This window comes from Maribacter sp. UBA3344 (assembly GCF_002362375.1).
GTDB lineage: Bacteria > Bacteroidota > Bacteroidia > Flavobacteriales > Flavobacteriaceae > Maribacter > Maribacter dokdonensis.
The window spans coordinates 2,933-28,034 of the sequence record NZ_DERI01000029.1 but is presented as its reverse complement, the minus strand read 5'-3'; the positions used below and the strand labels follow the sequence as shown (position 1 = coordinate 28,034).

Annotated in this window: 21 protein-coding genes and 1 pseudogene; 9 read left to right on the top strand and 13 right to left on the bottom strand. The window is 37.3% G+C overall.

The genetic code is table 11. From position 1 onward, the window contains the following. From B2Z27_RS17530 to B2Z27_RS17520, 3 genes are all read left to right on the top strand, one after another. Window positions 1-1,693: gliding motility-associated C-terminal domain-containing protein (locus B2Z27_RS17530; protein WP_286814653.1), on the top strand; the 1,693-nt coding region annotated here is incomplete at its 5' end. 291 nt (window positions 1,694-1,984) lie between these two features. Continuing rightward, a complete protein-coding gene (locus tag B2Z27_RS17525) occupies window positions 1,985-2,887 on the top strand; it encodes a PorP/SprF family type IX secretion system membrane protein (protein WP_286814651.1) in 903 nt (300 codons plus the stop codon). A gap of 18 nt (window positions 2,888-2,905) precedes the next feature. Continuing rightward, entirely contained in the window at window positions 2,906-4,852 is a 1,947-nt protein-coding gene (locus B2Z27_RS17520; protein ID WP_074669796.1) for an OmpA family protein, read from the top strand. Between the two features lie 91 nt (window positions 4,853-4,943). Here B2Z27_RS17520 and B2Z27_RS17515 read toward each other — a convergent pair whose 3' ends face one another. The 4 genes from B2Z27_RS17515 to B2Z27_RS17500 all read right to left on the bottom strand — a co-directional run bounded on the left by B2Z27_RS17515 (window position 4,944) and on the right by B2Z27_RS17500 (window position 7,284). Beyond that, a complete protein-coding gene (locus tag B2Z27_RS17515) occupies window positions 4,944-5,492 on the bottom strand; it encodes a ClpP family protease (protein ID WP_058105935.1) in 549 nt (182 codons plus the stop codon). A 106-nt stretch (window positions 5,493-5,598) separates the two neighbouring features. Continuing rightward, a complete protein-coding gene (locus tag B2Z27_RS17510) occupies window positions 5,599-6,444 on the bottom strand; it encodes a mechanosensitive ion channel family protein (protein WP_071340100.1) in 846 nt (281 codons plus the stop codon). A gap of 16 nt (window positions 6,445-6,460) precedes the next feature. Continuing rightward, the gene (locus B2Z27_RS17505) at window positions 6,461-6,658 is read right to left on the bottom strand and encodes a hypothetical protein (RefSeq protein ID WP_058105933.1); all 198 of its coding nucleotides are present in this window, start codon (window positions 6,656-6,658) and stop codon (window positions 6,461-6,463) included. Then, window positions 6,658-7,284, bottom strand: a complete 627-nt coding sequence (locus B2Z27_RS17500) for an RNA polymerase sigma factor (protein WP_286814649.1) — start codon at window positions 7,282-7,284, stop codon at window positions 6,658-6,660. Before B2Z27_RS17500 ends, B2Z27_RS17505 begins: the two co-directional genes overlap by 1 nt. Window positions 7,285-7,364: 80 nt before the next feature. Here B2Z27_RS17500 and B2Z27_RS17495 point away from each other — a divergent pair, with 80 nt between their 5' ends. Together B2Z27_RS17495 and B2Z27_RS17490 are read left to right on the top strand one after the other, a co-directional pair. Continuing rightward, window positions 7,365-8,045: a hypothetical protein gene (locus B2Z27_RS17495; RefSeq protein ID WP_099192363.1), complete on the top strand. Its 681-nt coding sequence runs from the start codon at window positions 7,365-7,367 to the stop codon at window positions 8,043-8,045. 43 nt (window positions 8,046-8,088) lie between these two features. Continuing rightward, a complete protein-coding gene (locus B2Z27_RS17490) occupies window positions 8,089-9,255 on the top strand; it encodes a hypothetical protein (protein WP_286814648.1) in 1,167 nt (388 codons plus the stop codon). A gap of 1 nt (window position 9,256) precedes the next feature. Here B2Z27_RS17490 and B2Z27_RS17485 read toward each other — a convergent pair whose 3' ends face one another. The 3 genes from B2Z27_RS17485 to B2Z27_RS17475 form a co-directional block, all read right to left on the bottom strand. After that, on the bottom strand, window positions 9,257-10,405 hold the full coding sequence (locus tag B2Z27_RS17485; RefSeq protein WP_286814647.1) for an MFS transporter: 1,149 nt from the start codon (window positions 10,403-10,405) through the stop codon (window positions 9,257-9,259). Window positions 10,406-10,598: 193 nt separating this feature from the next. After that, on the bottom strand, window positions 10,599-11,867 hold the full coding sequence (kynU, locus tag B2Z27_RS17480) for a kynureninase (protein WP_286814645.1): 1,269 nt from the start codon (window positions 11,865-11,867) through the stop codon (window positions 10,599-10,601). A gap of 65 nt (window positions 11,868-11,932) precedes the next feature. Next, a complete protein-coding gene (locus tag B2Z27_RS17475; protein WP_058105928.1) occupies window positions 11,933-12,403 on the bottom strand; it encodes a GNAT family N-acetyltransferase in 471 nt (156 codons plus the stop codon). A 63-nt stretch (window positions 12,404-12,466) separates the two neighbouring features. On the opposite strand from B2Z27_RS17475, the gene B2Z27_RS17470 reads away from it, so the two are divergent. Continuing rightward, window positions 12,467-13,108, top strand: coding sequence for an O-methyltransferase (locus B2Z27_RS17470; RefSeq protein ID WP_286814644.1), 642 nt, complete (start codon window positions 12,467-12,469; stop codon window positions 13,106-13,108). Here the strand turns inward: B2Z27_RS17470 and B2Z27_RS17465 are convergent. The 6 genes from B2Z27_RS17465 to B2Z27_RS17440 all read right to left on the bottom strand — a co-directional run bounded on the left by B2Z27_RS17465 (window position 13,071) and on the right by B2Z27_RS17440 (window position 18,510). Then, on the bottom strand, window positions 13,071-13,646 hold the full coding sequence (locus B2Z27_RS17465; RefSeq protein ID WP_286814643.1) for a phosphatase PAP2 family protein: 576 nt from the start codon (window positions 13,644-13,646) through the stop codon (window positions 13,071-13,073). The genes B2Z27_RS17470 and B2Z27_RS17465 overlap by 38 nt on opposite strands. 6 nt (window positions 13,647-13,652) lie before the next feature. Then, window positions 13,653-13,982, bottom strand: coding sequence for a twin-arginine translocase TatA/TatE family subunit (locus B2Z27_RS17460; RefSeq protein WP_244275721.1), 330 nt, complete (start codon window positions 13,980-13,982; stop codon window positions 13,653-13,655). Window positions 13,983-14,074: 92 nt separating this feature from the next. Then, window positions 14,075-16,387 (bottom strand): M1 family metallopeptidase, encoded by a 2,313-nt coding sequence (locus tag B2Z27_RS17455; RefSeq protein ID WP_286814642.1) that lies wholly within the window; start codon window positions 16,385-16,387, stop codon window positions 14,075-14,077. Between the two features lie 57 nt (window positions 16,388-16,444). Then, the gene (locus B2Z27_RS17450) at window positions 16,445-16,951 is read right to left on the bottom strand and encodes a DUF6702 family protein (RefSeq protein ID WP_286814641.1); all 507 of its coding nucleotides are present in this window, start codon (window positions 16,949-16,951) and stop codon (window positions 16,445-16,447) included. 52 nt (window positions 16,952-17,003) lie between these two features. Beyond that, window positions 17,004-17,777 (bottom strand): hypothetical protein, encoded by a 774-nt coding sequence (locus B2Z27_RS17445; RefSeq protein WP_286814640.1) that lies wholly within the window; start codon window positions 17,775-17,777, stop codon window positions 17,004-17,006. Then, on the bottom strand, window positions 17,767-18,510 hold the full coding sequence (locus B2Z27_RS17440) for a hypothetical protein (RefSeq protein ID WP_286814638.1): 744 nt from the start codon (window positions 18,508-18,510) through the stop codon (window positions 17,767-17,769). The genes B2Z27_RS17445 and B2Z27_RS17440 overlap by 11 nt, the downstream gene beginning before the upstream one ends. Before the next feature lie 280 nt (window positions 18,511-18,790). Here B2Z27_RS17440 and B2Z27_RS17435 point away from each other — a divergent pair, with 280 nt between their 5' ends. From B2Z27_RS17435 to B2Z27_RS17425, 3 genes and pseudogenes are all read left to right on the top strand, one after another. Next, complete coding sequence (locus tag B2Z27_RS17435) at window positions 18,791-21,940, top strand: beta strand repeat-containing protein (RefSeq protein ID WP_286814637.1); 3,150 nt, start codon at window positions 18,791-18,793, stop codon at window positions 21,938-21,940. Continuing rightward, window positions 21,940-23,103, top strand: a complete 1,164-nt coding sequence (locus tag B2Z27_RS17430; RefSeq protein ID WP_286814636.1) for a gliding motility-associated C-terminal domain-containing protein — start codon at window positions 21,940-21,942, stop codon at window positions 23,101-23,103. The genes B2Z27_RS17435 and B2Z27_RS17430 overlap by 1 nt, the downstream gene beginning before the upstream one ends. A 235-nt stretch (window positions 23,104-23,338) precedes the next feature. Then, a pseudogene (locus B2Z27_RS17425) lies at window positions 23,339-25,102 on the top strand (beta strand repeat-containing protein); the annotation flags it as partial.

Sequence of the window (25,102 nt, the reverse complement as noted above, 5' to 3'; positions counted from 1 at the left end):
TATCGTAGGTATTCTTGCCAATGAAACGGCCACGGTAAATATTATTGATAACGATGCCGATCCTTCTTTATACGGAGTGCAATTTGATACTACTTCGGTTGAGGTGAACGAAGGTGCCGGTACCGTAACCTTAAATGTTGTACTTAATGCTGATGTTCAAGATGAATTTACTGTTGAGTTCTATACGGTAGATGGTTCAGCAGTGGATGCCAACGATTACACAGGTGTACCTCGTAATACACAAACATTGACATTCGGTGGCACAAACGATAATACTCAAGCTATAGTAATTCCTATTATTGACGATATTATTATTGAAGACCCAGAAACTTTCAATGTCATTCTTGAAAATATATCTAGCCCAATAGTTGGTATATTATCAGATAATATTGCTACGGTGACCATCATAGATAATGATGGTAATGAAGGCTGGCCAACTGATGAGACCATTGAAGCTTGTGATACGATCCCAGATGCATTTGTAATAACTTCTGATAGTACATGTGCCATTACCGTGGATTATGATGAATTAGTGGAAGGTCAAGATGATGAGTGTGCAACGGAATATACCATTACCAGAACATGGACTATTACTGATTGCGTGGGTAATGTTCGTACACATACACAAGTAATTACTATTGAAGATACAGTAGCCCCAACTTTCAATGAAGCGCTACCGTCAGATATGACCGTAGAATGTAATATGGTACCAGATGCATCTATATTGACAGCTACAGATTCTTGTGACCCTAACATTGAAGTGGTTTTTGAAGAAACTATTACCAATGATGAAAACTGTGCAGTTGGTTATACCGTAACTAGAACTTGGACCGCTACCGATTGTGCCGGTAATTCAACAGAACATACCCAAGTAATTACTATTGAGCCAACTGGTCCTATAATGAGCCAGCCTTATGAAGAAGAAATTACTATTATCTGTGGCGACGAAATTCCAGAAGCACCAGAAATGACCTTTACAGGTGGTTGCGGTAATTTTGAAGTTGTTTTCAATGAAGAAACGCAACAAGCTGATGACTCTGACGATTATATGATCATAAGGACTTGGAACGTAACGGATTCTTGTGGCAACACTGCTTTATTTGAGCAAATAATTTTCGTATTACAACCTCAATTACAGGAAATTACAATTAATATTTGCATAGAAGAAGAGCCAATTGACCTATTGAATTACCTACCTGCAGATTTTGATCGTAACGGTACGTTTATGATACTTGAAGGTGATGTTGTTCTTGAGGAAAACATTTTTGATCCTATGAACCATGAGCCAGGTGAATATAAAATTGCCTATAGCTCCACAGAGGGTACTTGTAAATACTATGTTGACTTTACAGTAATTGTAGATACTGAATGTGTACCATGTGGTAGAGGTGATATTATCATCTCTAAAGCGGTTACCGCAAATGGCGACGGAGTTAATGATTATTTTGAAATTACGGGTGTTGAGTACTGTGCCTTTAGTTTTGATGTCATCATTTTTAACCGTTGGGGTACAAAAGTTGCAGAGGTCAAAGACTACCAAAATGATTGGGGCGGTGAGTCTCCTAATGGTTCATTCGGTCAATCTGGTATGTTACCAACAGGTACTTATTACTATATAATTACAGCAACCGATATTGAAACAGGTACTATTCTAGAACCGTTCAACGGTTACATTTACCTAGGTACCAACTAATATTAAAATACATTATTTACAGCACCTCATCCTAAAAAAGATGAGGTGCTTATTTTTCTTTCCCCCATTAGAATACTAACATAAAACGCTCTTTTTAAGCCCATTATAGCACACATTTCATTTAACCGATAAAATCATCAATTAAACGAAAATGCTGTATAAGAACGAATAATAAGGAGAGTCAACCGTTAATTTTTCTATACATAAGAACAGCGTTTAAATTTGTTTAAATAAGATTAACCTACTTATTCATTAACATATAGCCGTAAAAAGCTAAACCCAAACATAACCATGAAAAAAGCTAATCTCTTTTTAGCCATTTTACTATTTACCAGTGTATTTGTAAATGCACAGCAGTTACCTCAATTTACACAGTACATGTACAACACCATTTCTGTTAACCCGGCATACGCAGGTAGTAGAGAAACGTTGAACGCTACAATATTACATAGAAACCAATGGGCAGGATTAGAAGGTAACCCACGTACCAGTACCCTATCCGTTCATTCTCCATTAAAAAATGAAAAGATCGGTATTGGCGTATCATACATCAATGACCGTTTAGGTTTTGAAAGCACCAACTATTTTTATGGTGATTTCTCATATACCGTTCCAGTAAGTCAGCAAGTAAAAATGCGTTTTGGACTAAAGGGCGGGTTCACAAGTTATAACCTAGAAAATCCTGATCCCAACGATCAATTCTTCAATGCCAACTTCAACAGTATCAACCCTAATTTTGGTGCTGGTTTTTATATTGGCTCAAACAGATGGTATGCCGGTATTTCATCTCCAAGAATTTTAAATACAGATTTGAACGAAGGCGAATTTGAAGCTATAGAACGTAATAGCTATTATGCCATTGGTGGTCTGGTTTTTGATCTGTCTGAAACAACTATTTTTAAACCTACGGTAATTACAAAATTTACAAATGGTGCCCCGGCAACCTATGATTTTACCATTAACTTTTTGTTCAATGAGAAATTTTGGGTAGGTACCTCATATAGAGTGAACGATGCATCTAACTTTGGTGCAATGATGGATTACCAAGTTTCTAGAGATTTTAGAATTGGTTATGCCTATGATCTACCGACATCTTCGGTAAGACCTTATACTGGCGGTACACATGAAATAATTTTGATATTTGAACTTGCCAAAAAGGTATTAGGTCCGGTAAAATCCCCCAGATATTTCTAATAATTTAAAATCGATACGATGAAAAATTATAAAAATTTGGTGCTTTTAACGCTACTATTTCTAGTAGGGCAATTTACCATTGCGCAAATAGCATCGCAAAAAAAAGCTGATTATTATTTTAGTAAATTTTCCTATTCTTTAGCAATACCTGAATATGAAAGAATGGTGGAAACAGATTTTAATGCGGAATATGCACACCAGCAATTAGCTGAATGCTACCTATTAATCCGTGATTACAAAAAATCTATTCCGCATTTTAAGGCTGTAATTAACAATGCCACCCTTCCTACGGATTATTATTTTAAATATGCCATGGCACTTTATGCCAATGGAGATTTGGATGAATCTGAAACTTGGTTGAAAAAATACAAAAAGTACAATAAGAACGATTCGCGTGTAAAACGATTCTTAAAAGATGGTAACCTGGCATCGGTAGTCTTTAACAGTAGACAACGATATGAGGTTGAACCTGTATCCTTTAATTCTACAGATAGTGATTTTGGCGCGTTTCGGTTTTTAGGAAATATCTATTTTGCCTCTTCTAGAAGAGACGTGGTAACCGGTGAAACTTATGGCTGGAACGATGAGCCTTGGTTAGATCTTTTTGCTGTGCAAGAGGACAACCCTATGTCTGAACCTATACGTTTAAAAGGAGATATCAACACAAAATTTCATGAAAGTTCCGTAGCTTTTTCTACAGATTATAAGAACGATACCATCATGTATTTTACCAGAAATAATTTTTATGATAAAAAAGCTGGTTACGGTGTATCAAACGAAATCAACCTAAAAATATATAGCGCCAAATTTGTAGATGGCAAATGGGTAGAAAATAGTAATCTTAGAATGAACAGCGACTACTATTCAACCGGTCACCCATCTGTTAATCAATCTAGAACCCGAATATATTTTGCTTCTGATAGACCTGGTGGTTACGGTGGTACAGATATTTATTACGCAGAAATTCATGAACGTGGAGGTATACAAACGCCGATCAACGCCGGACCCATTGTTAATACGGAAGGAAACGAAATGTTTCCGTTCATAAACGAAGAGGGTAAATTATTCTTTAGTTCAGATGGTCATGTTGGTTTTGGCCAATTAGATGTCTTTTCTACCATATCAAATGAAGATGGTGAAGTTATTGACATTATTAATTTAGGTACTCCTATAAACAGTTCTAGCGATGATTTTGCATACTATGGGCTACCTAACGGTTTAGATGGCTATGTAAGTTCTAACAGAGAAGGCGGCGTTGGTAGTGATGATATTTACAAGTTTAAATTTACCCCTGCCTTAGATGTAGAAGGTTATGTTGTTGATGGTGTCAATAATCAAATGCTGGATAGTGTTACGGTCAAATTATTTGATCAAATTACCAACACGCTTGTGGCGCAAACTACAACAGATGAAAATGGATACTATAGATTTCCGGTGAACAGAAAAACTACTTACATGATCGAGGCGGTGAGAAAAACCCACCCACATAAAAATGTTTTCTTTAACACCTCTTCTACCCCAAAGGCACAAAAGCTTATGAGGCAAGATATTGTTCTTGAGCCTGTATTAGACCTTAAAGTATTGGCGGGACTTAATAAAATATACTTTGATTTCAACAAAAGTGATATTAGACCCGATGCTGCTGCAGAGCTAAATAAGGTAATTAAGGTAATGAATATTACCTACCCAGATATGATCATTAAACTAGAGGCACATACAGATCCGGTTGGTAGTCATGCCTACAATGATGATCTTTCTGAAAGAAGGGCAAAATCTACCTACGAATATTTAATTGAGAACGGTGTTTCTAAAGATAGAATCGTTTCATACAAAGGGTTTGGCAAGCGAGTACCTATCAACCATTGTACAAGTAAACAAGACTGTTCTGCTGAGGAACTGGAACTAAATAGAAGAACAGAATTCCCTATTTTACAGATTAAAAAAGGCATAGTTGCCTCAAAATAACTATATAAAGTTATCACCAAATAACGACCAACCATAAAAAAAGTCCTTTACAATTTTGTAAAGGACTTTTGCTTTTATAATAAGTAGCTACCTATTCTAAAATACCGTCTACGATACCGTATTTAATAGACTCCTCTGCATTCATCCAATAGTCTCTATCAAAATCTTTTAAGACTTTATCAAAGTCTTGACCACAATTGTCCGCCAAAATCTGGGCACTTAACTCTTTGGTCTTAATAATTTCCCTTGCCTGAATTTCAATATTGGAAGCTTGCCCTCTTGCACCACCACTTGGCTGGTGAATCATTACTTGTGCGTGTGGCTGAATAAACCTTCTACCCTTTTTACCAACAGACAATAATATAGACCCCATAGAGGCTGCCAGACCGCTACAAATAGTAGAAACAGGACTCTTTAATGACTTTATAGTGTCATACATTGCAAAACCAGAAGTTACATAACCTCCAGGACTATTAATATATAGTTGAATTTCTTTATTGTTCTGCATATCCAAGTATAACAACCTATCAATTACATGTTTTGCAGAATCGTCATCAACCATACCCCATAAGAAGACTTTTCTTTCCTCCAGCAATTTCTCATCTATGGCTTCCTGAATTTTTCCTTTTTTAGAACTCATATTTTAAGTTTATTTATCTCTAACAAAATTAATGAATTAAATCATAAACAGAAGAGGCAATCCTTCTCCTAATTAACGTCCAATTCTTTTTCAACTTATATTACAATTACTCTTTTGGTGCCGTACTCTCTTCTACTTCTACCGTTTTTTCCACTACCTTCTTAATGGGGATAACCACTTTGCCGGTTTTTGTCTTTAATACCATTGCTATATTATCTATACCAACCACTGTACCCTGCAAATCGCCTATTTTAACCTTATCTCCTACTGCATAAATTTTTCTAGAATAAAAGGTTCTTAAAAGATCACCAACTATTTCTCTAGATCCTAAACCTAAGGCCAAAGAGATCGCCAACAAAAAAGCTCCCAGAACAATGGTAAAGTTATTGGTTATGATCTGTGTGTCTATACCTGCTTGGTTTAACGCTGTTATACTCACAAAAATTATAATGAGGTAGAACAAAACATTTCCAAGAATTTTTCCACCACCTAGACCAATAGAATCAAAAACCTTAATAATAGTTTCTTTGATCGTTTTGGCCAAGAACAGTCCTATCATGAAAATGACCATGGCAGACAACAAAATAGGCAGGTAACGTAGTAAATTGGCAATTTCAGTAGAAATAATGGTCAAGCCCATAATATCTGAGGCCACAATTATAAACACCAACCAAAGCAGCACTTTTACAAAGGTTACAATGATTTTAGATAGATCTATCTTAATATCGGCATCACCAAAAAGTTTAGCGTCATTTATTTTTTCAGAAATACTGCTCAATTTAATGACCTTAAATATCTTTCTTAATACCAGGGTGGTAATTTTTATTATGATCCACCCAAATACAATTACTATAAAGGCCCCGAAAATACCTGGTAACGCTGCCGCTATATCTTTAAAAATATTACTTAAAGATTCAAATGTTAGGTCTTTCCACTTATCTACTGTTTCCATATCTGGTCTACTACTATTATTTCTGGTTAGGTTTTGAATTCGTTTTTAACATGCCCTCAATAATAGAGGCAAAATTACCCGTAAATAGATTGGTCAATTCCATCACCAATTTAGCCGCAGCGACATCATCCATAACTTTTTTACGTAGTTCTGGTGGAACATCTTTAAGATCCCCTTGTAAATTTTTAAATGGATTATTGTCCTGTTCTAGCATTAAGGTAGGGTTTTATACATTTCCGTTACTTTCGCTTTTGCCCTTTTGAGCCTCATTTTTATCGCACTCGGTTTTAAATCTAAGATATTTTCCAATTCTTTTATTGATGCTCCATCTTGATATTTCAATAATAATAGAGATTTATCTTCTGGCGCAATTAGTTCCAAAGCCTTTTTTAGCTTATCTACCTGCATTTGCAATAGTAAATCATCGGTTACATCAACAGGTATATCTTCTTGAGTATCATATTTAACTGAGTTATCATTTATTTTTCTTTCCTTATTTCTGTTCACGTAATTGACACAAAAATTATAAGTGAAAGAGTAGAGCCAAGTAGAGAATTTTGAATTTCCCTTGAACGAACCCAACTTAACAAATAACATTAAAAAAATATCTTGGGTTAAATCTTCAGCTTCTTTGTTAGACTTTGAAAATCCTAAACACTTATTATAGACCAATTGAGAGTACCGATCATATAATTCTCCAAATAATAAAGAATCATTATTGGCAACAATTCTCTCGATCAACTCATTATCGGTAAGTTTTTCATGTGCGCCTTTAGAAACCGTTTTATTTCCAAACTGGTTTCCAATGATTATAAAACAAAGCTTCTTAAGAAAAGTCACCCTAATAATTATGTTTACAAAAAAATAAAAGTAGGTTAAAGATACTGTAATTGATATATTTACTTGAAAATCTACAGAAAATGAAAAAATTAATTCTTCTTTCCATTCTTGTTTCAAGCGTATTTACAGGATGTAAAACCGACCAAAAAAAAACTAAAGTTGTCGTTGCCGAAGATAAGGAATTGACCGTTCTTGAAAAAATAGCCAATGCCAACGGTTTTGAAAACTGGAAAGATGTAGAGCTTATAAAATTTACTTTTAATGTAGATCGTGAAGATGAACACTTTGAACGTACCTGGTTATGGGAAACCGGTTCTAACGATGTAACCATGATGACAAGACAAGACACCATCTCTTACAACAGAAAATCTGTAGACAGTACCATGACGGCCACCGATGGCGGATTTGTAAATGATAAGTTCTGGCTATTGGCACCATATCAATTGGTATGGGATCAAAAAAGTTTCACCCACAAGCACACAGAAAATGTAGAAGCACCGATCAGCAAAGCTACCATGCATAAATTAACCACAGTTTATAATAATGAAGGTGGCTACACACCTGGCGATGCCTACGACTATTATTTTGGAGATGATTATATTATCAAAGAATGGGTATACAGAAAGGAAAACCAGTCTGAACCTAATATGGTAACCACTTGGGAAGACTATAAAAACCTAAACGGGTTACACATAAGCATGATGCACAAAAGACCGGATACTGATTTCTCACTTTATTTTTCCGGGGTAGAGGTGAAATAATATGGTACAAAGTTTGATACGTTTCAATCTTAACAACTGATCCATGAAACCATCATTCTTTCTGTTTTTTCTACTTTCATTTATTGGATTTTCACAACAGACTATAGATGCTGTAATAGTAGATAGTGCCGACAATGTTCCTCTTGAATTTGTCGGTGTCTATAATTCTAAAGATCATACTATTTCCAATGAAGATGGTCGGTTTCAATTTTCATCATTATTAGATTCCATTATAATTTACAGGGTTGGTTATGATAAATTAAGTACTACTTTTCAAAAAGTAAAGGATACCATTCTCCTCAACAAAAGTGTATTGGAGCTTAATGAAGTTACGGTTACGAATGAAAAAACCCTATGGCAAAAAGTTGGGGATTCTATTAGATCTAATTACCCTATTTATCCATATAAAGAGAAATTTCTGTTGAGAGGTGTTTTAAGATATAATGGTGAAATTACCAGAATTCAAGACTTGCAAGGTAAACTGGAAAGAAGAACACTTTTATACACTAAAGAGATTGACCCCGATAAGAAAGACTTTAAGGTTGAGTTGACCAATATGCGCAAAGTTGGATTAGTGAAAGATGAAAATGAAGTATACTTCATTTTTGAAACCTTTTACCAATTATTCATGAATTTCACCCCTATGAACGCTACTGGAGATGCTTTTGATTTGACCGAAGCTACTTTTAATAATGGCAGTAAGACCAATTTAAGTTTTCAGACCAAACCAGCAATTGAAAATGAAGAAGTAAATGGCCATTATATTATCAACAATAATGACCATGCTATTGAAAGAATTTACATGGCCATTAACAATAAAGACAATCCTTATAAAAAGGATGGCAATATTAGATTTAGAACGGTCTCCATTGAAAAAGAAATGTCACTTTCCAAATCTTCAAATACAAACAAATATTACATAGCCACGGCAAAATATGATGTAAAGGTAGAGGTGACAGATGATAAAAATTCCTACACCTCTTTTTATGATGTATCTTTTATATTGACTACATCTGACCATGAGGGCGACTTTCCCGTTAAAAAAAATGTAAGCACCTCTAAAGATCTATTCAAAATAAAATACCCGTACGATCAGCGTTATTGGAATGCTCAAAATCAATTATTGCTAACAGAAGAAATGTTGAATTTTATTGACAAAGTACAAGATCCCAATAATGAATTTAAAGTAAGAAGCAATATCAAAAACTGATCTAAGCTTTCTTTTTCTTTAATAAAAATGTAAATAATAGAATCAGGAATCCACAAGCCAAAAGTACCACGAAGCTTCTGGTCAAACTATAATTCTCTGCTAGAAAACCTAAAATTGGTGGGGCACACAAAAAGCCGGCATATCCTGAACCTGCAATAAAGGCAATGCCTTTAGAAGAATCTATTCCTTTTACATTCCCCCCTATTCTAAAAACTTCAGGTACCATGACAGAAAATCCCAGTCCGTTTAACGCAAAACCAATAATACTTAAATAAGTATCTGTTGTCAATACTAAAAAGTATCCTGCAATTGCTAAAATTGCTCCCACGGCAACTATCTTGACCGACCCAATTTTATCACTGATCCCATCCCCTAAAAACCTTCCTAAGGTCATGGTGATTTGAAACCCTAAAAATCCCAATCCCCATAAAGTTTCGGGCGCCAATGCAATTTCTTTTAAGTACAATCCGCTCCAGTCCACAATTGCACCTTCACTACCCATTGCCATAAAGGAAATAAGACCTAATAGCATTAACGGTTTTAGCAAACCAAAACTAAAGGGTTCATTTTCTATTTCTTCGGCTACTTCCGTAAAATATTGTTTCCTAAATTTAAAATTGACCACCAAAACGAGTAACACGGCAATGAACATGTGTAGTACGGGATTTGACAACGGACCAATTAAAAAACTACCCAAACCCGCTAAAACTCCACCTAGACTAAAAAAGCCATGAGATGCTGCCATAAACTTTACCTTGTCTTTTTTCTCTATTTCCGTTACCAACGTATTCATAGAAATATCCGTAATACCATTAGAAGCCCCAAAAAGAAACAAAGCTGCCATTAACATATAATAACTAGGTGCCAGTAGTGGCAGCATGGCAGCAACACAACTCGCCAACACCCCGTAAAATGTGCTTTTACCAACCCCTACCCTATTGATAATACCTGAGGCAAACGGAAAAACCGTGAATACACCTAATGCCAAAAAGAAAATAGCTATACCCAGCTCAGACTTACTAATATGCAAAGTCTCTTTGACCGTGGGTATATAAATGGCCCATGTTCCAAATAGTATGTTGATACTTGCAAATACCCATGACGGACCAAAATAACGTGCTTTCCCTAAAATTAATCGTAATGACTTCACTTGGTTGTCAGTTGTTAGTTATTGGTTACTTCGGCTACGCTCAGCACAGTTGTTGGTTGTTGGTTGTTGGTTGTTGGTTGTTGGTTGTTGGTTGTTGGTTGTTGGTTGTTGGTTGTTGGTTGTTGGTTAAAATTTAAAAAATACCTTTCTATTTTCTTTTATCTCTTTTCTATATTCTAAATTCTACAAAATTTTAATTGGCAAGTACTCCTTCTTTTAATATCTGCCCAAAACGGTACATATCTTCAAACGTAGAATAGAAAGGAGCCGGTGCCAAACGAATTACATTGGGCTCTCGCCAATCTGTCACCACCCCATTTTCCATCAAATAATTGAACAACGCCTTGCCCTGTCCATGTAAGAACACAGAAAGCTGACAGCCTCTATCTGCCGGAGTTATGATTTCAAAAGTGCTATCTACCTCTTTATCTATTTCTTGTAGAATAAACTCTAGATAGGAAACAATTAATTTTCTCTTTTCAATCAATTTATGCATACCAACTTCTTCAAACATGGTCAATGAAGCCAAATAAGGCGCAACCGATAGCACAGGTACATTGCTTATTTGCCAGGCATCGGCATTTTCCATAGGTTCAAACTCTGGCTTCATTAAAAAACGGGTTTCCTTTTTGGTTCCCCACCATCCTTCAAAACGTTGAATATCTTTTTTATTCAGATGTTTTTTATTCACGAAAATTCCAGAAGCATTTCCTGGTCCGCTGTTCATATATTTATAACTACACCATGATGCAAAATCGGCATCCCATTCATGCAGTTTCAATTCTACATTACCAACGGCATGTGCTAGATCCCAACCCACATTGGCACCAACTGCTTTTCCTGCTTTGGTAATAGCTTCCATATCCATTACTTGACCATTGTAATAATTTACTCCGCCAATTAAAACAAGTGCCAGTTCATCTCCCAACTCTTCAATTTTTGCCAGTATATCTTCTGTTCTCCAATGATGCTCCCCTTCTCTCTTTTTAATCTCTACAATTGTTTCATCCGGGTCTAGCCCATGAAAACGAACTTGACTTTGAAACATGTATTGATCACTAGGAAATGCTTTTTCTTCACAAAGAATCTTAAATCTCTTTTGAGTGGGGTTGTAAAAAGAGACCATCAATAAATGAAGATTCACCGTAAGCGTATTCATTACCGATATTTCTTCTGGTAACGCCCCCACTACCTTTGCCAAGGGTTCTGCCAGGCGCTCATGATAGTCCCACCAAGGTTTTTCTGCATAAAAATGACCTTCAACGGCAAGTTCCGCCCAATCTTTCATGACCTCATCTACAAACGATTTGGTTCTTTTTGGCTGTAATCCTAGAGAATTACCGGTAAAATAGATGACCTCCTTCCCATTAATTTTAGGAAAAATAAATTCATCTCTATATGTACTTAAGTCGTCTTGTGCGTCTAATGATTGTGCAAACTGCAACGTATTTTTAAACTCCATAGCTAATTTTGTATAAAGGTAAACATAAGCCTATAATATTATAAGCTCCATGCAATAATAGCATTTTAAGATTCTGTTCTTAATCGCATTTCGATCATGTGTCTTTTAAACCCTTTTTTTTCATAGGCTTTAATAGCAGGTTCATTTTCCTCATATACATGCAACCTTATTTCCGTAAGCCCAATATTCATAGCCCAATGCTGTAAGGCTTCCACAATTTTACCGTTAATTCCCCTGCCCCTATATTCCGGATCGGTATACATAAAACCCAAATAAGCATAGGTCTCATGATCCAAGTAAGGTCTTGCCTGTTTTTCCAATGCATAACCCGTTGCAACAATTTTATCTCCGTCACAAGCAACCATAAGGGTAGCTCTTGGGTTTTCTATCAATGCATCTAAATCATAGTATTGCACATCATTATTTCTAATAGTTGGATCCATTGGGCGTTCTGCCTTGACCACTTCTTGCTCATATTGCAATAGTACAGGCACATCATTTTTTAGGGCTTCCCTAAGGGTAATTTCATTGTTCATGGTTATGCTAATTTGAGTCCATTAAAATAAGGCTTAAAACCCTATTTTTGCAAAAAGAAACGCATGCATTTTTTATCGCCACTTTTAGAAAATTACTTAGCGGACCATTCACAGCCAGAACCTAAGTTGTTACAAGAACTTACCCGAGAAACGCATTTAAAGGTTATACAGCCCCGTATGTTAACGGGACATTTTCAAGGGCGTGTTTTAAGTTTACTTTCTAAATTGATACATCCTGCCAACATTCTAGAAATTGGCACGTATACCGGTTATTCCGCTTTATGTCTTGCGGAAGGATTACAGAAAAACGGACAATTACATACTATTGATGTCAATGCAGAACTAGAACAAATTCAGCGTACTTTTTTTGATCGAAGTGATTTTGGTAATCAGATCATACAACATGTAGGCAATGCTTTGGACATTATCCCTAAAATGGATATCACCTTTGACCTTATTTTTATTGATGCGGAGAAAAAGCAATACGATAAGTATTTAGATGTTGTACTACCCAAAACCAAATCTGGCTCTGTGATACTTTCAGATAACGTATTGTGGTCTGGTAAGGTGGTTGAGCCTTTGAACCCAAAAGATGTGACCACTAAAGTATTATTGGATTATAATAAAAAACTAAGTGAACATCCACAATTAGAGACGGTATTGCTGCCTATTCGTGACGGACTGACCCTAAGTAGGGTAAAATAAGCAGACCGTATAATTTATAGAACAACCAGGCGGAGCATATACCTACCAAAGCACCTACCATTAAATCTATAGGAAAGTGTACCCCAACATACACCCTACTCATAGCAAATAGCATAGGCCAGATATAAAATAAATACACCCATTTAAATTCTCGCCTTAAAAAAAGAACGGTCAACGTAATTATAGAAAAAGAAGATGAGGCATGACCTGAAAAAAAACTGAACCCGGACGGACTCCGTAATATACGGATCAACGTATTTAGCTCTTCGTCATTATTAGGTCTTAAGCGGGCTACCACATGCTTTGTCAGGTCAGTGACCGTAGCCACAAAAGCTGCCATAATCAATATGGTCAAAATCATTGTTATAGCTTCTTTCTTTGGGAATTTTATAAAGAAAAGTGTAATGATCAATGCAAAGAGAGGAATCCAAGGTGGAAATTTGGTAACGGTAGACCAAAAAGCATCGTACTGTTCTATACCTAGACTGTTAAGATAGACAAAGGCATCTCGATCCCATTGTAAGATCTTATCTAGCATAAGCGCTTATTTTCTCTTGATCGTACCGGTTACTTCATTGATATTTTTAGTGACGTCATTTATTTGCTTTTTAACGTCAGTACCTAAACCGGAACTAATATCTTGTTTCATGTCATCAATATCCTTTTTAATATCGGTCACAAAACTTGTATCTATACCTTGTTTGTCGGCACTTTTTTGAATTTCTTGTTTAATATCTTCAGTAGCATCTTTTAGCTGGCGCATACCTTTGCCCAAGCCCTTGGCAATACCAGGAATTTTGTCGGCACCAAAAACCATCACTACGATAAACATAATGAAGAAAATTTCCGCGCCACTAATAAATAATGAATACATAGCAATCATACTACAAATATAAACAAGTTTAGTATCGAAATTAAAAAAGCCCCGTAGTTATACGAGGCTTTTTTCAATAAATGTTTTGTTAATTATTCTCCTTTGATTCCTTCTTTCATTTTATCGAAATCACTTTCCTGCTCTTTCTTTGGCCAACTATTGTTAGTTGTATCAATATCAGCAGTTTCCATTTTAGGATCTATCTGAATTCCTTTTAGCTCAGATGTAGATGAAATCACCATACTTACCTCTTTGCTGTTCTTTCTCCAGATTTCTGGCGGATAGGTTACATTCTTAACCGATCCGTCCGCATATGTATACTCAACAATTAAAGGCATTGGTAAACCGCCCGGACTGTTGTACGTTACTTCGTAAAAATACTTAGGCTCTTTTATAGCTGCTCTTTCAGCTGCCGTCATATTATCCATCATAAACTCCTTCAACGTTTTAGAAGTTTCAGATGGTAAATTATTCTTTAGTTCCGGTGATACCATACCGGCATCATCATACTCCTCCAAATATACCATTGGTGGTAAATTAGACTCTGGTATACCGCGCTCTGCCAAATATGCTTTCATTTTCTTGTTCGGCTGATCGCTTACGTAGTATTTCTTAATATCCTTTACGGCCATATCCACATAGTCGGTAGTATAGAACCATCCTCTCCAGTACCAATCTAGATCAACGGCAGATGCATCTTCCATTGTTCTAAAGAAATCTTCTGGGGTTGGGTGCTTAAATTTCCAACGGTGAGAATATGTTTTAAACGCATGATCGAACAATTCGCGACCCATTACGGTCTCTCTCAAAATATTCAACGCTGTTGCAGGTTTTCCATAGGCGTTTGGCCCTAATTGAAAAACGTTTTCAGGGTTAGACATAATTGGAGCAATAGTACTTTGATCACCGCTCATGTAAGGTACGATCTTAGCTGGATCCCCTCTTCTTGATGGGTATTTTGCATTAGGCGCAATAGCTTCTGGATATGCTTCCCCAAACTCTTGCTCTGCCATGTACTGCATAAAAGTATCCAAACCTTCATCCATCCATCCCCATTGACGCTCATCCGAATTTACGATCATTGGGAAAAAGTTATGTCCTACCTCGTGAATGATTACACTGATCATTCCGTACTTGGTTCTATCAGAATAGCTACCATCTTTATTTGGTCTACCGTAGTTCCAACAGATCATTGGGTACTCCATACCTTGCCTTTTGGCATGTACCGAAATTGCTTTAGGGTAAGGGTAGTCAAATGTATGCGAAGAGTAAGATTTCAAAGTATGCGCTACAGCTTTTGTAGAATACTCTTCCCATAACGGGTTACCTTCTTTAGGGTACATAGATACCGCCATTACGTCTCTGTTACCCAATTTTACCGCTTGCATGTCCCAAATGAACTTTCTTGAGGTTGCAAAACCAAAATCACGAACATTCTCCGCTTTTAACTTCCATGTCTTTGTTTTATCTGAAAAACCTTTTTCTGCAGCTTCTGCTTCTTCTTGACTTACAATGATTACAGGTTTGTCATATGATTTTTTAGCTTTTTCATAACGCGCCATCATTTCTTTGCTATATACTTCTTTTCTATTTTGAAGTACACCTGTACCATCTAAGATATGATCTGCAGGTACGGTAATGTTCACTTCATAATCCCCAAAAGGAAGAGCAAATTCGCCATTACCCCAAAACTGGTGGTTCTGCCATCCTTCTACATCATTGTAAACGGCCATTCTTGGGAAGAACTGTGCAATTACATATGCTCTGTTACCGTCTTCAGCAAAATACTCATAACCTGATCTTGCCCTATTAATCGTATGGTCTGGTATATTATAGTTCCACTTGATCTTAAAAGCATACTTATCCCCACTCTTTAACGGCGTAGGTAAGTCTACACGCATCATAGTGAAGTTAATGGTGTAAGGCAATGCTTTTCCTGAATCGTCCTTAACGTAATCTATATTAAAACCGCCATCAAAAGGTTCGGTCATAAAGTTACCTACAAATTTCTCTGGAGAATCTCCCAAAGAAATACCGCTACCATTTTTTAAGGCCGCCTTAGAATCTTTAGCTCGTACATTTTGGTCTAACTGCACCCATAAATACTCCAAATCATCCGGGGAATTATTGGTATATGTAATGGTCTCTTCACCAAACAATTTAGCATTCTTATCATCTAAACGAATGTCCATCACATAGTCTGCCTGCTGCTGATAGTAATCAGGACCAGGTGCACCAGATGCAGATCGGTAGGTGTTAGGTGTAGAAAACTCTTCGTACAATTGTTTGAACTTACTCTGGTTGTAGTGCCCAGGTTCCTTTTCTTTGGTCATCGTTTTTTGAGCAAACGTTACGGCCGTAAAAAGGAATAAAATAGACGCAAATGCGTACTTTACTCTTTTCATTACTTGGTTTTTTAGTGTCCGAAAATTAAAGTTTTTATAGGGATATCTTAATATATGTTACAAATTTAACATTCCTTTAGGACGGGATTTCACCAAAACATGGCTTTTTTTTGTGCCTTTTACTTTCATGTGCACCACGTTTTGTTGATCATCATAAATATCTGTAAGGACTTCATCTGTAATACCAATTTGTTTTAAGTTGGATAGCGGAATATTAGGTACTTCTAAATAACAAATGACCATATCAGAATCATATTTATGACCTATAAAATCATAGGTTGCCTTTTCTTGGTTTACTTCTACCAAGAATTTTGTACGTAAGTATTTTTCAAGAAAATCCTTGTCCATTTCCGTTTCCTTAGCAGTACCCAAGTTTGCAGTATAACCATATCTTTCTTTGAGTACCGTATTCATATCATCTATAAAAACACGGGTAATGATCTGTATGGCCTCATCTTTTTCAGAATAGTCTACATTGGTAACACTAATGTAAAATTTGTGCGCCCCTACGAATGCAAAAAGGGGGAGTATCAATAATACCAATACCGGTTTAAAAATTTTCATAATGTATGGTTTCATATGCTACGGAGCAAAGTACATGCCAAATATAGCACCCCTAATCCAAAGCATTATTCTTTCTGTACAGTATACTCTTTTGTCGTAGGTATTCCCAAATTTCCATTTCATTATGGGTATCTACAATTTGCTGAAAACGGGGATCAACCTCGCAATAATATAGAAAATCATCTATTCTATCAATAGGGATCAACAACTGTTCTTGGTATACACTATCTTCATAAAACTTACGCACACGCTCTGTTCTATCATACAGTTTATTGCGCTCTACCCGCTTCTTCAACATTTTGGTACGCCCGGTAATGGCATTGATCAATGGATCAAAACTCATTATGGGGTTTGCTGTAGCCGCGGAAAGTTCCCTTTCGGCCTTGGTAGGTATTTTCACATAAGCATTTGGTAAACCTAAAGTAGATGCGGTAACTATGGGATCCAATTCTAAAGTAGGCAGATCCTTTAAAAGGTTACCACTAAGGTTATAGGGCGTTACGGTAACCTCATCTAATTCCGTAAGCGCCTCTTCTAAACCTACAGAGATAAACTTGCTTTCTAAAATTGCGGTATTTACTACCACAATTTTCTTTTTGTATTGTATGGCCGAAAATTCTAGGGTATCCAACAATTGCACGGCAACCGTAAAAAATCCGTTTTCATCGGTGATGGTGGCCCGTTGCGATGTTAAGTTAAGTACATGAGTAGCGGCAACGTCACCGTCATCACTATATACCCTGCCCTCTAATTTCTTTGTCTCGCCCAATTGGGAGAAAACCGAAATGCTAGCAAGCAAAAAAAAGAATAGGAGTCTACTCCTCATTTAAATCTTTAAGAAACGATTTACTATGATTCACCAATGCATCGATCAATTGAAATTCATTTTCCTTTTTAAGTAATGACTTTGCAGGCATTCTAGCATCACAGTAATACAAAAACTCATTGATCTTATCTTGTGGTATCTGTAGGTCTACAACAAAGAAAGAATCGTCATATACCTGTCTTAGTACCTCACTTACCTTTAACGATGGAGTCTCTTCGGCAGCTTGGTCCTGAGATTTAAAAATAGCCCTGAAGATATTGGCAAAATTAAGACCGTCTTGCATACCTCTATCCACATCGGACATGGCAATATTTTCCACGGCTGTCCCTCGATCTATTTCGTACTCGTGCTGTTTAAATTCTTCGTTTCTCATTTTCAAGAAACGTTCTTGCTGTTCTGGGGTAATGACCACTTCGTCTAACTCCGTCACTTTTTCGTTCACCTCTACCACCAAACGGTTGTTCGCCAAAATTTCCTCGGTTACGGTCACTACTTTTATATTGTAGTTTACTGCCGTAAAAACTAATTTATCACCCACTTTTACATTGATCTTAAACTGCCCTTGGTCATTGGTAATGGTTGCATGCTCAGAAGTTGAGTTGATCACATTTTCATTGGGCACCCCAATGTTCATGTAGATTACCGAACCTCTTAAAGGTACTCTAGCATCATCTTGTGCAAAGCCCGATACTGTGATAAACAATACAAATAAAAAAAGTAATTTTCTGGTCATTTAGTGTGTATTAAAAGGGATGATACCCTACCCATAGGGTATTTAAAAGATAAAGAAAAGATTTGTAACTATTATAAAAAAAATCCAGTCAATAAACTTTTGTTAATTTCTTATCTTCCAAAAAAGCAATAGGTCCTTATCTTCATGTAAAACCATACCGTACAACGACCATACATGTACTTTAACCCAATAGCACATTATTTCAACTTATAAATAAAAGGTATTACCAAGATAATTCTATTTTTGTTTATCGTTATTTTCTCGTCATAAGACACTAAGTATGAAAGCAATAATTTTCTTTATTTTCTTTATTTTTTTGGCATTGCCCCCCGTATTCGGACAAATTAAAATAGGAGACAACCCCCAAAATATAGATGCTTCGTCTGTTCTAGAGTTAGAAAGTTCTTCTAAGGTTTTGGTCATTACCCGCGTTAACACGTTAGAAATGGAAGCCATTACCCCACAACGTGGTGGTTTGGTCTACAATACCGATACGGAATGTGTTAATTACTATGATGGCACCCAGTGGGTAAACCTTTGTGATGCCGTGAACTTTACCATAACCAACGATCCCATCATCAACGGCAGAAGTACTATAGAAATTACGGAATCTGCGGCTGGGTATAACTTAGAAGTTGCCAAAAACAGCATTTTGGGCGATAATATTATTGATGGAGGCATTGGTCCAGATGATATACAGGACAATTCTATAACACAGGACAAACTGGCTGCAGAATCCGTAGGATCCAGCGAGCTTAGACAAAATGCGGTAGGTTCCGTAGAAATTAGGGATGGTAGCATTGCCCCGGAAGATATGGCCAACACTATAGCCGATCAGGTGTTGACTACCGATGAAAATGGCATTGTACAATGGGAAGATGCCAACGATCTTTTTGACCTGACCTTTGATCAATTAGATAATACTCTAACCATTTCTAGATCTACTACACCAGGTGTTTCCACCATTAGTTTAGAAGCTTTGGTAGGCTCAGATGATCAGCAGTTAACTTTGGAAAATAATATTTTAACCTTACAAGATGGTGGTACACCCATTGACCTAAGCACTTATACCAATACCGGCACCGATGAGCAAACAATCGCTACAAATGGAACTGCTGGTAATATTACTATTTTAAATGGAAATGAAATTACTTTAAACGTAGATGATGCAGATGCTAATGCAAGCAATGAACTACAGAATATAGAAGAAGTACTTTCAGATGGAAATGATGCTGGAGGTATACGAATTGAAAACATTGGAGCACCAGTAGATATCAATGACGCAGCTACAAAAGCTTATGTTGACACTGAAATTGCAGATGTTGTAACCTCTGGGGGTAGTGACCCTGTTAATGAACAAAACACTGCTTTTGATGTTGTTGGAGGCGAGCTAATTATTACAGATATTGCTGGTACATTATCAGTCCCACTTACATCTATTGACACAGACACCCAATTGACAGATGCTGAGATTGCTGCTTTCGGATACCTTAAAACAGCGCCGGACAATCAACAATTAACATTAGAAGCTGGAAATCAACTTTCCTTGACAAACGACGGCACACCAATTGATTTAACACCTTTTCTAGACGATCAAAATGCAAGTGAAGTACCCTATGACAATGCAGCCTCAGGATTAACAGCTACTAACACACAAGCAGCTATTGATAAACTGGCCGCTGCCGGATTTGTTGATAGCGATGATCAAGATGCAAGTCAGGTAGATTATGACAACACAACTTCCGGATTAACTGCCGCAAACACTCAAGCAGCTATTGATGAATTGGCTGGTGCCGGATTTGTTGATACTGACGAGCAGACCGTTGATGAATTTCTCCTTGGAACCGGAAACGTATTAAGTCTTTCACTTGAAAATGACGGGGAAATACCTTTGACCGTAGATCTTTCCGACCTTGAGGAATCAACCGAAATATTAGCCAATACAACTTTGATCAACGATCATATTGCAGATGACGGTGATACTGATGACCAAAATGAAATAGAATTACCTGATGACTCAGCAGCCACTGCAGGCGACATTCTTTCAACCGACGCTGCAGGCACCTATTCTTGGATCACACCGTTATTTACAAATACCGACGAGCAGACCGTGGATGAGTTTCTCTTTGGAACAGGAAACGTATTAAGTCTTTCACTTGAAAACGATGGTGTTGCACCTTTGACCATAGATCTTTCCGATCTTGAGGAATCAACCGAAATATTAGCCAATACAACTTTGATCAACGATCATATTGCAGATGACGGTGATACTGACGACCAAAATGAAATAGAATTACCTGATGACTCAGCAGCCACTGCAGGAGACATTCTTTCGACCGATGCTGCGGGCACCTATTCTTGGATAACCCCGTCTTTGACCGATACGGATGAACAAACGGTTGATGAGTTCCTTTTTGGGGCTGGCAACCTTTTAAGCCTATCAATTGAAAATGATGGTGTTGCACCTTTGACCGTAGATCTTTCGGACCTTGAGGAATCAACCGAAATATTAGCCAATACAACTTTGATCAACGACCATATTGCAGATGACGGTGATACCGATGACCAAAATGAAATAGAATTACCTGACGACTCAGCAGCCACTGCAGGCGACATTCTTTCAACCGACGCTGCAGGTACCTATTCTTGGATTACACCAACAACAGGTCAAAATATTACCAACGCAAATTTGGATTTAGATGCCGACAGAACTATAGGACTAGCTGGCAATAATTTATATTTTACAGGGTTAGGATCAATTGGTATTGGAACAATCACCCCTTCAAATAAACTACATGTTGCAGGTGCTATAAGATCTGAAGGAGCATTAAACTCAAACGGAACAGCAAATGAACCTGCCTATAGATTTAATAATGATACCAACATAGGAATGTATCGTATAGCTGCAGACCGACTAGGCTTTTCAACTGATGGTACAGAAGCAATAAGAATCGACAATTCACAAAATGTTGGAATAGGTCCTACCTTCGAGGTAAATGGAACTACTATTGCAGCAAGACTTCACGTTGATGGCGATATAAGAGCAGAAGGAGCAATAACTGCCTCTGGTTTAATTACACAGAGTACACCCGACTACGTTTTTCAAAAATACTTCTTGGGCAATTCCATTTTAAACCCTAGTTACGAGTTCAATACATTAGCTGAAATTGAAGCTTTTGTAAAAGAGAACAATCACCTACCCGGCATTCAATCTGCACAAGCAGTGAAAGAACAAGGGTTTTGGAATGTGAGCGAATCCTCTAGAGTCAACCTTGAAAAAATAGAAGAATTATTCCTTCACACTATTGAACAAGAAAAGAAAATTAAAGAGCTCCAAAAAGCCAATACTAACATGAGTTCAGAATTAGAGGCTTTAAAAACCCAAATGGAAGAGATCAAAACCATGTTATTAGAAAAGCAGAACAACTAATGAAAAACATAGCCTTCTTATTTTTCTTTTTATGCTCGGCAATTGTTTCTGCACAATCTGCCCTATATAATAATGGCAATTTGCGCATTCATAACGGTGGCAGTATAGGTTTTCATACTGACTTCATCAATGAATCCCCGATGGACAACAACCTTGGGCTGGCTGGTTTTTATGGTTCAGAACGCATTACCGTTTCTGGAACGGTAACACCACAATTCTATGATATGGAGCTCGCATTGGAAAATGATATGCAGTTAGATTTAGGTGTGAACAATATTAGTAATACCAATTTTATTTTTGGTAACATTCTTACTAACCTATCACAACCTAATATTTTCTATAATTTTGTAGATAATTCTTTTTACAACGGTGAAAATGACTTTAGCAAAATTGAAGGCTATGCGGCTATCACCAATCAGCAAGAATTTGGCTTTCCTATCGGGGACAACGAGTATTTAAGGCCTCTAATTCTAATATCTGAAAGTGTTAACCTTTTCGCTAAAAGTGCTTACTTCTATGAAGATGCCAACAATCCTGTTTCCTTGGCAAACACCTACAATACCGCTACCAATGCTTTTGATGTCGAATTGGTTAGTACAGCCGAATTTTGGCAATTAGAAGGCACGGTACCCTCAACGGTTTCTTTAAGCTGGAACCTACGTAGTAATCTATCTAGACTTACAAATGATGTTTCTTTGATCATACCTGTGGGATGGAGCAAGGCACAACAGCAATGGGTAAATTTATCTAGAAGTGCCCCTGTTGGCACAATTACCGAAGGCTTCATAACCACAAGATCTATACTGCCAGATGAATTCGAGATTATTACATTTGGCACATCAAAAGAACCGTATGAACCTCTTGCAAAAGATGTCCTTTTTATTGATAACTTCTTTGTATCGGTAAACGGCGATGGGGTTAACGACACCTTCTATATTGAGGAGTTGGAGGAATTCAACAGTAACTTTGTTCAAATTTATGATCGTTACGGACTCAAAGTATTTGAAAAAACGAATTACACCAATGATTTTGTAGGTTTTTCCAATTTGGACAATGTACCTTTTGGTGCGGAAGAGGGTTTACCTACCGGTGTATATTTTTACACTATCCACATTCCAGATGAGGATTTAAATTACCAAGGCTTCTTGTATTTAACACGATAAAATATATGGTAAAAGAACAGGAAACAATCTCTATTTTAATGCGATTTTTCCTGCTTTTTGTCATTTTAAAATAACTGTTACACCCCACAACCATTAGATAAAGCGCAGATTTCTAGGTTAAACCGAAACACTTGCCTACATTCCCAACATATTTGCCTAAGTACACAACATATTCTATTTTTCTTACAAAACCCCCTTTATTTTTACAGATGTTAACATATTCCCCACATTGTAAATGTCTTCAAAAATTAAATTTCTATTATTCTTCTCATTTATTTCTTTCTGTGCTACGGCACAAGTAAAAATAGGTCAGAACCCTAACACTATTCATTCAGCTTCTATTGTAGAATTAGAGAGTACGGACAAAGCTTTTGTGCTTACCAGACTTTCCACCGCACAAATGCAGGCTATTACCCCTTTGAACGGTGCAGTAGTGTACAATACCGATACCCAATGTGTTCATTACTTCAACGGAACAGTATGGACAAACCTTTGTGACGGCATTAATACCAACGATTTTTCTTTTACAGATAATGGTGACGGCACCATAACCCTAGATGATGGCAACGGTAATACGATCACTTTTAACGGAGCGGCACAAACCATATCTACACTTATTGATAATGGCGACGGTACATACACGTACACCAATGAAAACGGAATAGAAACCGTTATTTCAATAGCTGTAACCGACAACCAAAATTTACTAACCGATAATACCCCAGGTAATATTAGTATTGATAATGGTAATACCCTTAACATCAATGTGGACGATGCAGATGCAGATGCCCAAAATGAAATACAGACCTTGGATTATACATCGGGCGTACTTACTTTATCTAACGACCCCAATGCAACTGTAGTAGATTTATCGGCATTTGATCAAAATGCTGCTGATGATTTCTCCGGAAGCTTTAATGATTTAAGCGACCTACCTGCTAATTTAGATATTGATGCAACCGATGACTTCAATACAGCCATCAATTTTGACGGAACAAATTTAACGGTATCGGATGCCGGTGGCGATGTAAGTACGGACATCAGCGGATTGGCATATGACGACACGGCATTAAGAGCGGATGTGGACCAAAATACTGCGGAAATCGATGCTTTGGAAATAGAGCAAACCACACAGAATAATTCGATAGCAACTAACGCAACAGATATTGACAATCTGGAAGCAGAACAGACTACTCAGAACAATTCCATTGCTACGAATGCAACCGATATCTCCACTAACGCTGCAGCCATTGCTGCACATAACAGTGCTGATGGAGATTTGAGCGATTCCAACGAATATAACACAGGTATCAGTTTCGACGGAACGGACCTTACCGTGACCGACCTTGGTGGTGACCAAACCGTGGACATCAGTGGACTAGCTTACGACGACACGGCATTAAGAACCGATGTGGACCAAAATACTGCGGACATCGATGCTTTAGAAGCCGAGCAAACGACTCAAAACAATTCCATTGCAACAAATGCAACTGATATTGACAATCTGGAAGCGGAGCAAACAACTCAGAACAATTCCATTGCTACTAATGCAACCGATATCTCCACTAACGCTGCAGCCATTGCTGCACATAATACTGCTGATGGAGATTTGAGCGATTCCAACGAATATAACACAGGTATCAGTTTCGACGGAACGGACCTTACCGTGACCGATGGCGGTGGCGACCAAACCGTGGACATCAGCGGATTGGCGTATGACGACACGGCACTTAGAGCCGATGTGGACCAAAATACTGCCGATATAGTTGCTTTAGAAGCCGAGCAAACTACGCAGAATAATGCGATAGCAACCAACGCAACGGATATTGATAACCTGGAAGCGGAACAGACCACACAGAATACCAATATTGCAACTAATGCTACCGATATCTCCACGAACGTCGCAGCCATTGCAGCACACAATACTGCCGATGGAGATTTGAGCGACAGTAACGAATATAACACAGGTATCAGCTTCGACGGAACCGACCTTACCGTG

Coding starts and splice junctions, on each gene's coding strand:
- B2Z27_RS17445 (WP_286814640.1), bottom strand. CDS start 17,777: ATGAGGAGTAGACTCCTATTCTTTTTTTTGCTTGCTAGCATTTCGGTT.
- B2Z27_RS17495 (WP_099192363.1), top strand. CDS start 7,365: ATGAAAAAATTAATTCTTCTTTCCATTCTTGTTTCAAGCGTATTTACA.
- B2Z27_RS17475 (WP_058105928.1), bottom strand. CDS start 12,403: ATGAACAATGAAATTACCCTTAGGGAAGCCCTAAAAAATGATGTGCCT.
- B2Z27_RS17465 (WP_286814643.1), bottom strand. CDS start 13,646: ATGCTAGATAAGATCTTACAATGGGATCGAGATGCCTTTGTCTATCTT.
- B2Z27_RS17520 (WP_074669796.1), top strand. CDS start 2,906: ATGAAAAATTATAAAAATTTGGTGCTTTTAACGCTACTATTTCTAGTA.
- B2Z27_RS17430 (WP_286814636.1), top strand. CDS start 21,940: ATGAAAAACATAGCCTTCTTATTTTTCTTTTTATGCTCGGCAATTGTT.
- B2Z27_RS17455 (WP_286814642.1), bottom strand. CDS start 16,387: ATGAAAAGAGTAAAGTACGCATTTGCGTCTATTTTATTCCTTTTTACG.
- kynU (WP_286814645.1), bottom strand. CDS start 11,867: ATGGAGTTTAAAAATACGTTGCAGTTTGCACAATCATTAGACGCACAA.
- B2Z27_RS17450 (WP_286814641.1), bottom strand. CDS start 16,951: ATGAAAATTTTTAAACCGGTATTGGTATTATTGATACTCCCCCTTTTT.
- B2Z27_RS17470 (WP_286814644.1), top strand. CDS start 12,467: ATGCATTTTTTATCGCCACTTTTAGAAAATTACTTAGCGGACCATTCA.
- B2Z27_RS17440 (WP_286814638.1), bottom strand. CDS start 18,510: ATGACCAGAAAATTACTTTTTTTATTTGTATTGTTTATCACAGTATCG.
- B2Z27_RS17490 (WP_286814648.1), top strand. CDS start 8,089: ATGAAACCATCATTCTTTCTGTTTTTTCTACTTTCATTTATTGGATTT.
- B2Z27_RS17435 (WP_286814637.1), top strand. CDS start 18,791: ATGAAAGCAATAATTTTCTTTATTTTCTTTATTTTTTTGGCATTGCCC.
- B2Z27_RS17515 (WP_058105935.1), bottom strand. CDS start 5,492: ATGAGTTCTAAAAAAGGAAAAATTCAGGAAGCCATAGATGAGAAATTG.
- B2Z27_RS17525 (WP_286814651.1), top strand. CDS start 1,985: ATGAAAAAAGCTAATCTCTTTTTAGCCATTTTACTATTTACCAGTGTA.
- B2Z27_RS17510 (WP_071340100.1), bottom strand. CDS start 6,444: ATGGAAACAGTAGATAAGTGGAAAGACCTAACATTTGAATCTTTAAGT.
- B2Z27_RS17460 (WP_244275721.1), bottom strand. CDS start 13,982: ATGTATTCATTATTTATTAGTGGCGCGGAAATTTTCTTCATTATGTTT.
- B2Z27_RS17505 (WP_058105933.1), bottom strand. CDS start 6,658: ATGCTAGAACAGGACAATAATCCATTTAAAAATTTACAAGGGGATCTT.